The sequence below is a fragment of the Promicromonospora alba genome (genome assembly GCF_042654905.1).
GTDB lineage: Bacteria > Actinomycetota > Actinomycetes > Actinomycetales > Cellulomonadaceae > Promicromonospora > Promicromonospora alba.
In genome coordinates this window covers 859,538-872,663 of record NZ_JBHSFI010000004.1, presented here as the reverse complement: position 1 = coordinate 872,663, position 13,126 = coordinate 859,538, and the positions used below count along the sequence as shown (strand labels likewise).

The following is a 13,126-nucleotide window of genomic DNA, read 5'->3' as shown; positions in this document are numbered from 1 at the left end:
GAGTTGTCGTCGGCACCATGCTGACCGGTATATCGCTCGTGGTGGGCGTTTTCGTGGCCGGGTGGATCGGCACCCCGATCCCCGAGGAGAACGCCGCCATCGGTTCGGAGACCACCACCGTCTACTACGTGAACAACCGCGTGATGGGTACGTTCGCCGCGGTGGACCGCACGATCCGCACCCTCGACGAGCTGCCGCCGCACGTACCCGCGGCTGTGCTCGCGTCCGAGGACCAGAACTTCAGGAACCACTTCGGCGTCGATCCCCTGGGCATCGTCCGCGCCTTCGTGAGCAACGTGACCGGCGGTACCCGGCAGGGCGCGTCGACCCTGACGCAGCAGTACGTGGAGAACACCTATTTCGAGCCGGGACAGTCCTCGTACGCGGACAAGTTCCGCGAGATCATCCTGGCCGTCAAGGTGGACCGGGAGAAGTCGAAGGACGAGATTCTCGAGGGCTACGTCAACAGCATCTATCTGGGCCGCGGCGCCTATGGGTTCGAGGCTGCGGCGAAGGCGTACTTCGACAAGCCTGCTGCGGAACTGACCGTCTCGGAGACCGCGATGCTGGTGGGGATCATCCCGTCGCCGTCGTACTGGGACCCGCGTTTCGGCGAGGGGTCGCGCGCCGTCGCCGAGCAGAAGTGGGCTCGCGTCCTGAAGAACATGGCTGATCAAGGCCTGATCACCCAAGAGGAGCGCAAGTCGGCCACGTTCCCCGAGCCGATCGAGTACAAGCCGGTGTCGCGTGCCGGCCAGGTGGGGTATCTGCTCGAAGAGGTCCGCAAGGAGCTTGCCGCGAACTCGGAGATCACCGAGGAAGATCTCATGAAGGGCGGCTATGAGATCCACACCACCATCAACCCGAACTGGCAGAAGGCCGCGGTCAAGACGGCGCGGACGATCCCGTACGAGGGTGAGGGCGCCGCATCGAAGGAGCTCGGCGTCTCCATCGTGTCGATCGACCCGAAGGACGGCGCGATCCGTGCCCTGTACGGCGGCGCGGACTATGCGGAGAAGCAGTTCAACGCTGCCACCGACGGCAAGGCGCAGGGCGGCTCCACGTTCAAGCCGTTCACCTTGATCGGCGCGCTCGAAGAGGACCACGAGCTCAACGAGTACTACACGGGAAACAGCCCGATGCAGATCGACGGCTGGACCGAGCTGGTCGACGGTGTCGAGAAGGAGAAGGAGCTCACCAACTTCGGCACCGAGCCCGGCGGCGAGTCGTTCGGCGACATCGACCTGATCGACGCGACGGCGAACTCGGTGAACACTGTCTACGCGCAGCTCAACGTGGAGATCACACCGCAGAAGACACAGGACGTCGCGATCAGGGCGGGGATTCCCAAGGGGGACACGAACGCCGAGCTGTCCAACGTGCTGGGCACCTCCACGGTGCGCGCCGTCGACCTCGCGGGTGCCTACGCCACGTTCGCCGCGATGGGTACCCGGACGACGCCGCACATGGTGAACTCCGTGAAGGACGGCGACGAGGTCCGCTACGCGTGGCGTGACGAGCGGGTGCAGGCCATCGAGCCCGAGGTGATGACCAAGGCCACCTACGCGCTGCAGCAGGTGGTCGAGAAGGGTTCGGGCAAGCCCGCGCAGGAGCTCCTCGGCCCGGACGGTAACCCGCGTCCGGTCGCCGGCAAGACCGGCTCCACCAACAGCAACATGTCCGCATGGTTCGCCGGCTACATCCCGCAGGTCTCGACGGTCGTCGGCCTCTACCAGATGACACCGGACAACAAGGGGCAGGCCAAGATCACGCCGTTCGGCGAGTGGGCGGGCGGCAGCCTGACCGGTGGCACCTGGCCCGTCTGGGCGTGGACCGATTACATGAAGGAGATCACCGGGGACATGGAGGTGGTGGACTTCCCGGAGTACGTGCCGCCGCTCCCGTCCCCCTCCCCGACGCCGACGCCCTCGCCGACGCCGACGCCGACGCCGGACGACAAGGTGGAGGTCCCGGTCGGGCTCGTCGGGCAGCAGTACAACGGAGTCGCGGCGGTGCTGTCCGAGCTGGGCCTTCGCCCCGTGCTGGTGGAGGTCGACAGCGATCAGCCCGCCCGGATGGTGGTCTCGGTGCAGCATGAGGGCCAGGAGGTTCCCCGTGGCACGAACATCCGGGTCGAGGTCTCGAAGGGACCCGCTCAAGAAATGACGAGGGTGCCGGGCGGCCTGGTCGGTGGCGACGAGAACAACGCCAGGAACCAGCTCCGGAACGCCGGGCTCCGGCCTGCCATCCAGTACCAGGCGTCCGAGGACGTCGAGCAGGGTGTGGTCATGCAGGTCAACCCGACCGAGGGTACAGAGGTGCCCGCCGGCAGCCCGGTGCAGGTGATCGTCTCGTCCGGGCCGGGCGACATCGGCTTCCCGACCGGTGAACCGACGGGCGGCGGAGGCAACGGCGGCGGCGGAGGCGGCGGCGGAGGCGGCGGAGGTGGCGGAGGTGGCGGCTAGCGCTCGTCTCCCCGTGACCCCGTGACCGAGGGGCCGTCTCCTGCTGGAGGCGGCCCCTCGGCCGCCCCGAGATCGCCGAGATCTCGGGTGTGAGAGGACTCTCGGCCGTTCGATTCCGCCGTCGTCCACATGACGGGTAGTCTTGGCCCTTGCTGTGAACCCTCCTGTCACGGAACGACCGTGACCGCTGAGACCAGAGGAGGTGGGTATACACATGCGTCAGTACGAAATGATGGTGATCCTTGACCCGGAGGTCGAGGAGCGCACCGTTGCCCCGTCGCTCGACAAGTACCTGTCGGTCATCACGACCGAGGGTGGCTCCGTCGACAAGGTGGACATCTGGGGGCGCCGCCGTCTGGCCTTCGAGATTCAGAAGAAGTCCGAGGGCATCTACGCCGTGGTCGACTTCACCGCGACGTCTGCCACCGCCAAGGAGCTGGACCGTCAGCTCGGCCTCAACGAGGTCGTGCTCCGGACCAAGATCCTGCGCACCGGCGACAAGTGAGTCGTCCGAACTGACCCCTCTTCGCCCGCGCGAGTGTCAGTGTCTCGTGGTTGCATTCACCGCGAACCCGGATACCGCGTACGGAACGTCGACTGAATCGAGGAATTGGCATGGCTGGTGAAACTGTCATCACAGTGATCGGGAACCTTACCGGGGACCCTGAGCTGCGCTTCACCCCTTCAGGTGCTGCGGTCGCCAACTTCACGGTGGCGTCGACCCCGCGAACCTTCGACCGCCAGAGCAACGAGTGGAAGGACGGGGAAACCCTGTTCATGCGCTGCTCGATCTGGCGTGAGGCCGCGGAGAGCGTCGCGGAGTCGCTGACCAAGGGCACGCGCGTCATCGCGCAGGGTCGCCTGGTCCAGCGCTCCTACGACACCCGTGAGGGCGAGAAGCGAACCGTTGTCGAGCTGCAGGTGGACGAGATCGGTCCGTCCCTGCGCTACGCCACGGCCAAGGTCACCCGGGCCCAGCGGTCCGGTGGTGGCGGCGGCTTCGGTGGCGGTGGCGGCGGTGGCTTCAACGGTGGCGGTGCCCAGCAGGGTGGCGGCTCCGGTGGAGGATTCAGTTCTTCCGGTGGCGGTCAGAGCAATGACGACCCGTGGGCCACGGCAGGCCCGGCGTCGTCCGGTGGTTCGTTCTCGGACGACCCGCCGTTCTGATCGACATCCCCACGTTCATTCTTTTTGCTCGCACGGCCCGCCAGGCCGGGTGAGCAGCACCTGACAAAGGAGCAACACCATGGCAAAGCCTGTGGTGCGCAAGCCCAAGAAGAAGATCAACCCGCTCAAGTCGGCGAAGATCCACAACATCGACTACAAGGACACGGCGCTCCTGCGCAAGTTCATCTCTGACCGCGGAAAGATCCGTGCGCGTCGTGTCACTGGTGTCTCCGTGCAGGAGCAGCGTCAGATCGCGAAGGCCGTGAAGAACGCCCGCGAGATGGCCCTTCTCCCGTACACGTCGACGGCTCGCTGAGGAAGGGATCGAGAACAATGGCAAAGCTGATCCTGACCCACGAGGTGACCGGCCTGGGTGAGCCCGGCGACGTGGTTGAGGTGAAGGACGGGTACGCCCGTAACTTCCTCATCCCGCGTTCGCTGGCGACGCCCTGGACCAAGGGCGCCGAGTCCGACATCAACGCGATCCGTAAGGCTCGCAAGAGCCGCGAGATCGCATCGCTGGACGAGGCGAAGGCCCTGGCCGCCTCGCTGTCCGCGAAGCCTGTCGTCGTCGCGGCGAACGCCGGCCCTGGTGGCCGTCTGTTCGGTGCGGTGACCACGGCGGACATCGCCGGTGCGGTCTCCGCTGCCGGAGGCCCGTCCGTCGACAAGCGCAAGATCGAGATCGGTCAGTCCATCAAGACGACCGGTGACTTCACCGTGTCGATCCGCCTGCACCCTGAGGTGTCGGCCAAGATCGGTGTGAAGGTCGTCGCCGACTGAGCTGACGCTCAGTTGAGTGTCTGACTGCGAGTGACTGTCTGACTGCGTGATCGCTTGATCGCGAGAGGCCCCGGTTCCCCCTGTGGGGAGCCGGGGCCTCTCGTGTGCGCGGCGTCGGCGCCGCCTTGCGCGACGTTTCGCGGTAATTCCTTGAACATTTCTTGCCAATGGGCTAAACCTGGGTGCCAGGTCTACTCACTCGATGGCGAGGAGATGCCATGTTCCGGCAGAACCGGGCGGCTGCGGTCCGCCTGACGATCGCAGCTACCACGGCCGCCACCATGGCCCTCACGCTCACCGCCTGCGGTAGCGGCGGCCCCGAGTCCGACGGCATGGTCACCGTCTGGACCGTCGAGACCCAGCCCGAACGCCTCGCCATCCAGGAGGAGGCGATGGCCGCCTGGTCCGAGCAGTCCGGAATCGAGACCGATCTCGTGCCGGTCGAGGAGGACCAGGTATCGCAGCTCCTGTCCGCCGCGGCGCTGTCCGGCGACGACATGCCGGACGTCGTCAACGCGATCAGCCCCGGGCTGGTCCGGGCCTTCGACCGCGACGGCTACCTCGACCGCGACGCCGCCGCCGAGGTGGTCGAGGCGCTCGGTAAGGACACGTTCACGTCGTCGGCCCTCGAGCTGAGCAGCGACGGCGACGAGCTGCTCGCCGTACCCTCGGACGCCTGGCCGATGCTGGTCTACTACCGCACCGACCTCTTCGAGGAGGCCGGCCTGGAGCCGCCCGCCACGTACGACGACCTGCGGACGGCGGCCGAGGAGCTCACGACGGAGGGTCGGCACGGCATCACGCTGGCCACCGACGCGGCTGACCCGTTCACGCAGCAGACGTTGGAGTTCCTGGCGCAGGGCAACGGCTGCGAGCTCGTCGACGACGCCGGCACGGCGACCCTCGACAGCCCGGAGTGCACCGAGACGATAGGGCTCTACGCGGACCTGGCCGGCGACTTCTCGCCGGACGGCACCCAGGGTGTCGAGTCCTCCCGTTCCACCTACTTCGCCGGGCAGGCGGCGATGACCGTGTGGTCGTCGTTCCTGCTCGACGAGATGGCCGGGCTGCGGGAGGAGTTCACGCCGTCGTGCGACGAGTGCGGCGACGACCCGGGCTGGCTCGCCGAGAACACTGCAGTGGTCCCCGTGGTCGAGGGTCCGTCAGCGGGTGGCGAAGCCGCCGGGTACGTGGAGCTCGTGTCGTGGGGCATTACCGATGGCGCGGACCCTGAGACCGCCGACTTCGTCGAGTACATGATGTCCGACGCGTACGTGGACTGGCTGGCGATGGCGCCGGAGGGCAAGGTGCCCGTGCGGACCGGCACCGCCGACAACCCCACCGAGTACACCGACGCGTGGTCCGAGCTGGAGATCGGCGTCGACGCCAAGAAGACATTCTCCGACGTCTGGCCGGCCGAGGTGACCGACACGCTCGCGGCGGCCCCCGAGTCGGCGGACCGCTGGGCACTCCCGCAGGGCCAGGGCGCGCTCCTCGGCCCGATCACGAGCGAGCTGCCGCTCGCGAAGGCCGCGGCCGACCTCGGGTCAGGCACCACCGATGCGGCCGAGGCCCAGACGACGATGCAGGACGCCGTAGCCGACATAGCGTCCCGCGACTAGGACCCGGGGTTCGGGATGACGTCCAAGCTGCGGGGGACCGAGAACCGGGACGGGATCGCGCTCGTCGTCCCCGTGGTCCTGGTGGTGGCCGCGATCATCGTCGTCCCCATCGTGTGGACGGTGGTGCTGTCCTTCCAGGACGCACGTTACGTGGACGTGGCCCGCAACGGCCTGTTCAACGAGCTCACGCTCGACAACTACGTCGACGTCCTCACGGCCCCGGCGTTCTGGCAGGCGCTGCTCACCACCGTCGAGTACTCGGTCGCGACCACCGCCGGGTCGATCACCGTGGGTCTGGTGGCCGCGCTCGCGTTCCGGGACCGCTTCCGTTTCCGGGCGCCGCTGCGTGCGGTGATGCTGCTCCCCTATGTCGCGCCGGTCGTGGCCACCACGTTCGTGTGGCAGGTGGCCCTGAACCCGCAGTACGGCGTGGTGAACGCGTTCGGCACCCAGGTGCTCGGCTGGGAGCATCCGGTCAACTTCCTCTCGTCCGCGCCCACCGCCCTGCTCACGGTCATCGTCTACGACATCTGGCGCTACTTCCCGTTCGCGTTCATGTTCCTCGGTGCGGCCCTGACGGGCCTCAGCCGCGAGATCGAGGAGGCCGCAGTGGTCGACGGCGCCACACCGCTCCAGAAGTTCTGGTTCGTGGTGCTGCCCCAGCTGCTGCCCACGGTCGCCCTACTGGTGCTGTTCCGCATGGTCATGGCGTTCAACGAGTTCGACGACGTCTACCTGCTCACCGGCGGTGCGGCCGGCACTCAGGTGGCGTCCGTGCGGGTGTTCGAGCAGCTCACCGGGTCGAGCGACATCGGGGGCGCCAGCGCGACCGCCGCAGTGATGGCCGTGTTCCTCGGCGTCGCGCTGGCGATCTACCTACGCCTGACGGCCAGGCAGAGGGAGGCGCGATGAGCGCGGTGACAGTCCAGACCAGCGTGCTGCGCGTGCTGCGGGTAGTAGTGATCGTGGGACTCGTCGTGGCCACCGTGGTGCCGTTCGTCTACATGCTCTCGCTGAGCTTCGTGCGGATAGACGACCTGCTGCGCGACCCGTTGCGCGTGCTGCCGGCGCTCGACCGGATCACCACCGAGACCTATCGCGAGGTCCTGGCCTCGGAGGAGGACGGCGGGTACGGGTTCGCGCGGTTCATGCGCAACTCCGCGATCGTTGCGGTCGGGGCCTCTGCGCTGACCGTCGTGCTGGTGGTCCCGGCGTCGTACGCGCTGACGCGCCTGCGGTTCGCCGGGCGCTCACAGGTCTCGTGGCTGTTCCTTGCCGTCTACCTGTTCCCGACGATCATCATCGCGGTGCCGGTGTTCGTCGGCTTCCAGGTGCTGGGTCTGGGATCGTCCCTGGTGGGGCTGGTGATCGCGTACGTCGCCCTGACCGTCCCGGTCTCCGTGCACATGCTGCGCAACTATCTCGCCGGCATCCCTGAGTCGATAGACGAGGCGGCAGTGATCGACGGCGCGTCACGCCTCCAGATCCTGACGCGCATCACCGTGCCGCTGGCGATGCCCACGATCATGTCGACGGCGCTGTACTCGTTCATGATCGCCTGGAACGAGTTCCTGTTCGCGCTCCTGTTCCTGTCCGCGAAGCAGGACCTGTGGACGGTGTCGCTCGGGCTGACGCGGCTCGCCGACGGCCAGGAGGTGTCGAAGACGGTGCTCATGGCGGGCAGCGTGCTCCTCACGGTGCCGATCGTGATCCTGTACGGGGTGGCCGAGCGCGCCCTCACCGAAGGGCTGACCGCCGGCGCGGACAAGGGCTAGCGCCAAGACGGCTGCGGGCGTTTCCGCGGGGGCGCAGCCACGTCCGACCGCGCGGCTTGGTTGATGAGTTTCCCGGATCGGCGTCGGCGGGTGATCTTTCCCCGTTTTACTGAGTTGTGATCAATAGAGCGTTCCCCGGAGCGTCAACCGCCGGTACGTTCAGCCCAGACGCCCGAGATGACGGGCTTCGTGCTCGCCAACGGCGGCGAGCCCGGCGGTGGCGCCGGTTGGACAACTTTTTCGCGGGGCGACGGTGCCCGCGGAGCGAGAGGCGAACCGATGACGCAGTTGCACGCATCCCGACCAGCACAACCAGGGCCAGCACCAACGATCTTGATAGCGGTAGGTCTGGCCTTCCTGCTTGTCGGCGCGATCGTGGCCACGGCCTTCATGCTCGTGTTCCAGGGCCAGGTCGCGTCCGGCGCGGATCAGCTGGCTGACGGCGCGGGCGAGGTGAACGACGGTGTCCAGACCAGTCTGGTCTCCGGCGTCGACGAGCTCAGCGCCGGAGCCGTAGAGCTCAACGACGGCGTGCAGGACGAGGTCGTGCCGGGTGTCGAGAAGCTCGCTGACGGTGCCGGGCAGCTTGATGCCGGGGCCGCCGAGCTGCGCGCGGGCGTGGTCAAGCTGCACGACGGGTCGAAGAAGATCGCGGACGGCACCGCCGAGACGGCGGAGGACGTGTCCGACCTGGCCGATGCATCGCTGCTGCTGACTGCCGGCTCGACGAGGCTGAATGACGGCCTTGGTCAGTTGAGCGGCGGGTCAAGGACGCTGAACGAGGGTCTTGGTCAGCTGAATGCGGCGGCGCCCGAGCTGGCGGACGGGGCCGAGCGGCTCGCCGGTGGATCCCTCTTGGTCGCAGCAGGCGTTGCGACAGTCAGCGAGGGTGTCAGCCCGCTTGATGCGGGTGCACGTCAGCTCGCTGCTGGTTCTGGAGAGCTGCGGGCCGGTGTCGCGAAGGTGAGCGACGGCGTGACTCCGCTCGACGCGGGTGCGCGTCTGTTGGCTGCTGGTTCTGGAGAGCTGCAGGCTGGTGTCGCGAAGGTGAGCGACGGCGTGACTCCGCTCGACGCGGGTGCGCGTCTGCTGGCGTCCGGATCGCAGGGTGTCGCTGCGGGAGCCGGCCTGGTCGATACGGCTGCTACCCAGCTTGCCGATGGTTCCTCACGAGTGTTCGCCGGTAGCCAGACGCTGAACACCGGGCTGTCGCAGCTGGCCGCGAGCAACAGCACCATCCTGGGCGGGGTCTCCTCGCTCCAGGGCGGTGCGGGCAACCTGGCCACCGGCGCATCGACGCTGGACGCCGGAGCCGACCAGCTCAACGCCGGTCTGCAGCAACTCGACGCCGCTGCGCCCACACTCGCGCAGGGCGCGGCCGAAACCGCAGCGGGCGCCAAGAACGTGGCGGCGGGCGCTGCACCCGTAGCGGACGGCGCCGCCATGGCGCAGGGCGGCGCGGAGACCCTCGCTGCGAAGCTTGGTGATCTCGTCGGTGGCGCGCAGCAGGTTCAGGGCGGGAATCAGGCCCTTCAGTCGAAGTTGACGGAACTTGCCGGGACAACTGACGACCCCGCTCTCAAGCAGCAGCTCCAAGGGCTCGCGGCATCGGCCGGCGGGTTGGCTGCTGGAGCCGGGCAGGTCGCGACGGGGGCTGGTCAGGCCAAGGATGGCGCGGCGGACCTCGGTGGCAAGCTCGGGACTCTCTCCGCAGGGGCATCGGCGGTCGCGAACGGTTCGGCGGCCGTGGCCAAGGGGGCAGGGCAGGTGTCTGGTGGTGTCCAGCAGGTCGCCTCGGGTATCGACACCCTCTCGGACGGGGCAGGTCGTCTCGCCGCAGGCTCAGAGCAGGTCAAGGACGGCAGTGCTTCCCTCCACGCCGGATTCGGGCAGCTCGTGCCGGGCGTGGAGAAGTACGTGGCCGGCGTAGGCTCGGCATACGAGGGCAGCTCGACTCTCGTCGCGGGCAGTGGGCAGCTTGCCGGCGGTAACGCCGAGCTGGCGCAGAAGACTCCGGCCCTGGTCACGGGCGCCTCCCAGGTCGCCGTCGGTAATGCCGATCTTGCGGCGGGTACGGGCCGGCTCAAGGGTGGTCTGCCGGCGCTGCTTTCCGGTGCCCAGCGGGTCGCCGTCGGTAACGCCGATCTTGCGGCTGGCACGGGTAAGCTCAAGGGCGGTCTGCCTGCGCTGCTCTCTGGCGCCCAGCGGGTCGCCGTCGGTAACGCCGATCTTGCGGCTGGCACGGGTAAGCTCAAGGGCGGTCTGCCTGCGCTGCTCGCGGGTGCAACACAGGTGGCCGGCGGCAACGCCGACCTGGCATCGAAGACACCGGGTCTGGTCTCCGGTGTCGGCAAGCTCCACACCGGGTCGGGGGAGCTGGTCTCGGGTGTCGGTCAGCTGCACACCGGCTCAGGCAAGCTTGTCGACGGCATCATCGAGGTGCGCGACCGCGTGGTCCCGAAGGTCGCGAAGTCGCAGCGCCTGGCCGACGGGTCGGTCAAGGTCCGCGACGGGCTGGAGGACGCCCGGAAGGGCACCCGCACCCTCGTCGACGGCACAGGCGCCCTCGCCGACGGCACGCAGACGCTGGCGACCGGGGCCACCGACCTCGCCGACGGGACGCAGCTGCTCGCTGACGGTTCCGGCAGGCTGGCCACCGGCACCACGGAGCTGGCGTCCGGAACGACGCAGCTGTCCGACGGCACCGGTGAGCTCCAGACCAAGGTCGGCGATGCGCCGCTGGGTGCGGTGGGCATCGGCGTCATCATCGCTGCGGCGCTCGGTCTGCTGGCAGCTATCGCCGGTCTGATCCTGCAGAACCGCCGTCGCGCCTGATCAGCACCGATCACCACGGATCGCCGGGGCAGAGCCGACCGCTCTGTCCCGGCGATCTCGTGTCAGGTGCCGCTCACAGCTCGGAGAGCATGTTCGCCATCCGGTCGATCTCCGCCATCTGGTCGGCCGCGATGTTGGTCGCCAGCTCGAGGACCCGCTCCTCGCTGCCCGACCCGGCGACCTCCTCGCACATGGTGAGCGCACCCTCGTGATGCTTGATCATGCCCTTGAGGAACAGCCTGTCGAACTCGGTCCCGGACGCCTTCTCGAGCGCCGCCATCTCCGCGTCGGTCAGCATCCCGGGCATGTCGTCGGTGTCGTGCCCGTGCCCTGAGGTCCGCGGGCCGGAGCCGTCGCCGGCCTCCGCGGTGAGCGGCACCGTGTACTCGTTCTCCTCGAGCCAGCCGGACATGAGGTCGATCTCGCTGTCCTGCACGACGTCGATCCGCGCGGCGAACTTCTGCAGCTGTTCCGAGTCGCTCCGCTCCGGAACCAGCCCGGACATCTCGATCGCCTGCGTGTGGTGCACGATCATGTCGCTCAGGAAGTCGGCGTCGCCCTTCGAGAACTGTGCCTGGGCGGGCGACCCCTTGTAGTCCTCGGGGGCGATCGTCTCGTTCTTCTCACCGGGCTTCCCCGGCTGCAGCACCACGGAGCTGGGCGTCGACACCGGCTCCGGCTCGTCGGCCGGCCCGGTGCAGCCGGCCAGGCCGAGAGTGAGCGGCATCAGGACGGCGAGGCCGGAAGCGACCGCGCGGAAGCGCGACCGTCGGGCGGTACCTGTCAGCATCTCCACGGGGCGATCCTCTCGTACGTGCCGTCGCGTCCGGGTCTCCGGACTCCGACAGTTGGCGGCACGCGACGATCCTGCCAGGCAATTTGTCTCCACTGTGTAAAAAGAGGGCCCTAAATTCGTGGTGCTGGGAGAACACTGTGGGTCAAACTGCCTATACCGACCTAGGAGGTGTGACGCCCTTGCGTCGTCCAACCCTTACCCGATCGCATGTGCGGGGCGCCGCGGCTGTCGCCCTCGCGGCAGCACTCACGGCGACAATGCTCGCCGGCGCGGCACCGAGCCTGGCCTCGCCCGGCGACGGCACGGCGGAGGAGTTCGTCGCCGGCACGACCTCGACGTCCTCGGCAGACCCGGACGTACCCCCGGGCAAGACCGAGTCCTCGAAGATCAAGCACCTGAGCAACCAGCCCAAGAACGGCGCCCTGCGGGACACGGGCTCGGACCTCGCGTTCCAGGGCAAGTACGCGTTCGCGGGCAACTACGCCGGCTTCACCGTCTACGACCTGTCCGATCCGGAGAACCCCGAGCAGGTGGTCCAGGTCCGCTGCCCGGGCGGCCAGAACGATATCTCCGTCTACGAGAACATCCTGATCCTGTCGACGGACGCGTCGCGCAGCGACGACTCGTGCAAGTCGAAGGCGCTCCCCGAGACCAAGAAGGCGGCCTGGGAAGGCATCAAGGTCTGGGACATCTCCAACCCGCGGAAGCCGAAGTACGTCCAGTCCGTCGAGACCGACTGCGGTTCGCACACGCACTCCCTGGCCCCGTCCAAGAACAAGCGGGACCTGTACGTGTACGTCTCCTCGTACTTCCCGGCCAAGGCGTTCCCGGACTGCCAGCCGCCCCACGACAAGATCTCGATCGTGAAGGTCCCGCTGAGCTCGCCGGAGTCGGCCCGTGTCGTCTCGACGCCGAACCTGTTCCCGGGCGGCGGCTACAAGGGCGACCCCAACGGCGAGGGCTGGGCGACCAGCGGTTGCCACGACATCACCACCTACGCCAAGTACGACCTGGCGGCCGGTGCGTGCATGGGCGACGGCATCCTGATGGACATCTCGGACCGTGAGCGCCCCCGGGTGATCGACCGCGTCCGGGACACCGAGAACTTCGCGTTCTGGCACTCGGCGACCTTCAACGACGACGCCACCAAGGTCGTGTTCACGGACGAGCTCGGCGGTGGCGGTCTCGCGACCTGCACCGACGAGTACGCGCCGGAGCTGGGCGCCAACGGTATCTACGACATCAAGCGCAAGCCGTACGGTGAGAAGGACCTCGTCTTCAAGTCGTACTACAAGATCCCGCGGATCAACACGGAGAACGAGAACTGTGTGGCGCACAACGGCTCGCTGATCCCGGTGCCGGGCAAGGACATCATGGTCCAGTCCTGGTACCAGGGCGGCGTCTCCGTGTTCGACTTCACCGATTCCCGCAACCCGCGCGAGCTCGCGTGGTTCGACCGGGGTGAGGGCGTGAGCAACGGCGGTACGTGGTCCACGTACTACTACAACGGCTACGCCTACTCGAACGACCTCGACATCGGCTTCGACACCTTCGAGATCGCCGACTCGATCGACGGGAAGGCCGAGAAGGTGCGGCTCCCGTCCCTGAACCCGCAGATGCAGGAGTCGTTCGGCCGCTGACGCGTCCGCGTAGAGGCGCGCCGGCTCCGGCGTACCAAGCTGC

At 67.9% G+C, this 13,126-nt stretch carries 11 protein-coding genes; 10 read left to right on the top strand and 1 reads right to left on the bottom strand.

Translation table 11 applies throughout. The features are described from left to right. Nucleotides 1-17: 17 nt before the first annotated feature. The 9 genes from ACFO6V_RS14825 to ACFO6V_RS14785 all read left to right on the top strand — a co-directional run bounded on the left by ACFO6V_RS14825 (nucleotide 18) and on the right by ACFO6V_RS14785 (nucleotide 10,647). Nucleotides 18-2,465 (top strand): transglycosylase domain-containing protein, encoded by a 2,448-nt coding sequence (locus ACFO6V_RS14825; protein WP_377136556.1) that lies wholly within the window; start codon nucleotides 18-20, stop codon nucleotides 2,463-2,465. A gap of 214 nt (nucleotides 2,466-2,679) precedes the next feature. Further along, nucleotides 2,680-2,970 carry a 30S ribosomal protein S6 gene (gene rpsF / locus ACFO6V_RS14820; RefSeq protein ID WP_207775488.1) on the top strand — a complete coding sequence of 97 codons (291 nt, stop codon included), beginning with the start codon at nucleotides 2,680-2,682 and terminating at the stop codon, nucleotides 2,968-2,970. A gap of 110 nt (nucleotides 2,971-3,080) precedes the next feature. Then, nucleotides 3,081-3,632 (top strand): single-stranded DNA-binding protein, encoded by a 552-nt coding sequence (locus tag ACFO6V_RS14815; RefSeq protein WP_116673132.1) that lies wholly within the window; start codon nucleotides 3,081-3,083, stop codon nucleotides 3,630-3,632. A gap of 79 nt (nucleotides 3,633-3,711) precedes the next feature. Then, the gene (gene rpsR, locus ACFO6V_RS14810; RefSeq protein WP_116673133.1) at nucleotides 3,712-3,948 is read left to right on the top strand and encodes a 30S ribosomal protein S18; all 237 of its coding nucleotides are present in this window, start codon (nucleotides 3,712-3,714) and stop codon (nucleotides 3,946-3,948) included. Between the two features lie 17 nt (nucleotides 3,949-3,965). Then, a complete protein-coding gene (rplI, locus tag ACFO6V_RS14805) occupies nucleotides 3,966-4,415 on the top strand; it encodes a 50S ribosomal protein L9 (RefSeq protein WP_377136555.1) in 450 nt (149 codons plus the stop codon). A gap of 218 nt (nucleotides 4,416-4,633) precedes the next feature. After that, complete coding sequence (locus tag ACFO6V_RS14800; protein WP_377136554.1) at nucleotides 4,634-6,037, top strand: ABC transporter substrate-binding protein; 1,404 nt, start codon at nucleotides 4,634-4,636, stop codon at nucleotides 6,035-6,037. Between the two features lie 15 nt (nucleotides 6,038-6,052). Next, nucleotides 6,053-6,949: a carbohydrate ABC transporter permease gene (locus ACFO6V_RS14795; protein ID WP_377136553.1), complete on the top strand. Its 897-nt coding sequence runs from the start codon at nucleotides 6,053-6,055 to the stop codon at nucleotides 6,947-6,949. After that, a complete protein-coding gene (locus ACFO6V_RS14790; protein WP_377136552.1) occupies nucleotides 6,946-7,812 on the top strand; it encodes a carbohydrate ABC transporter permease in 867 nt (288 codons plus the stop codon). The genes ACFO6V_RS14795 and ACFO6V_RS14790 overlap by 4 nt, the downstream gene beginning before the upstream one ends. Before the next feature lie 375 nt (nucleotides 7,813-8,187). Beyond that, the gene (locus ACFO6V_RS14785; protein ID WP_377136551.1) at nucleotides 8,188-10,647 is read left to right on the top strand and encodes a hypothetical protein; all 2,460 of its coding nucleotides are present in this window, start codon (nucleotides 8,188-8,190) and stop codon (nucleotides 10,645-10,647) included. Nucleotides 10,648-10,720: 73 nt separating this feature from the next. On the opposite strand, the gene ACFO6V_RS14780 is transcribed toward ACFO6V_RS14785, so the two are convergent. Beyond that, entirely contained in the window at nucleotides 10,721-11,437 is a 717-nt protein-coding gene (locus ACFO6V_RS14780) for a DUF305 domain-containing protein (RefSeq protein WP_377136620.1), read from the bottom strand. 215 nt (nucleotides 11,438-11,652) lie between these two features. Between ACFO6V_RS14780 and ACFO6V_RS14775 the strand changes: the two genes are divergently transcribed. Next, nucleotides 11,653-13,083 (top strand): LVIVD repeat-containing protein, encoded by a 1,431-nt coding sequence (locus ACFO6V_RS14775; protein WP_377136550.1) that lies wholly within the window; start codon nucleotides 11,653-11,655, stop codon nucleotides 13,081-13,083. Nucleotides 13,084-13,126 lie beyond the last annotated feature (43 nt).

What these genes read in the sequence shown, in the direction of transcription:
- ACFO6V_RS14800 (WP_377136554.1), top strand. Translation starts at nt 4,634, where the DNA reads ATGTTCCGGCAGAACCGGGCGGCTGCGGTCCGCCTGACGATCGCAGCT.
- ACFO6V_RS14780 (WP_377136620.1), bottom strand. Translation starts at nt 11,437, where the DNA reads ATGCTGACAGGTACCGCCCGACGGTCGCGCTTCCGCGCGGTCGCTTCC.
- ACFO6V_RS14815 (WP_116673132.1), top strand. Translation starts at nt 3,081, where the DNA reads ATGGCTGGTGAAACTGTCATCACAGTGATCGGGAACCTTACCGGGGAC.
- rpsR (WP_116673133.1), top strand. Translation starts at nt 3,712, where the DNA reads ATGGCAAAGCCTGTGGTGCGCAAGCCCAAGAAGAAGATCAACCCGCTC.
- rplI (WP_377136555.1), top strand. Translation starts at nt 3,966, where the DNA reads ATGGCAAAGCTGATCCTGACCCACGAGGTGACCGGCCTGGGTGAGCCC.
- ACFO6V_RS14825 (WP_377136556.1), top strand. Translation starts at nt 18, where the DNA reads ATGCTGACCGGTATATCGCTCGTGGTGGGCGTTTTCGTGGCCGGGTGG.
- rpsF (WP_207775488.1), top strand. Translation starts at nt 2,680, where the DNA reads ATGCGTCAGTACGAAATGATGGTGATCCTTGACCCGGAGGTCGAGGAG.
- ACFO6V_RS14795 (WP_377136553.1), top strand. Translation starts at nt 6,053, where the DNA reads ATGACGTCCAAGCTGCGGGGGACCGAGAACCGGGACGGGATCGCGCTC.
- ACFO6V_RS14790 (WP_377136552.1), top strand. Translation starts at nt 6,946, where the DNA reads ATGAGCGCGGTGACAGTCCAGACCAGCGTGCTGCGCGTGCTGCGGGTA.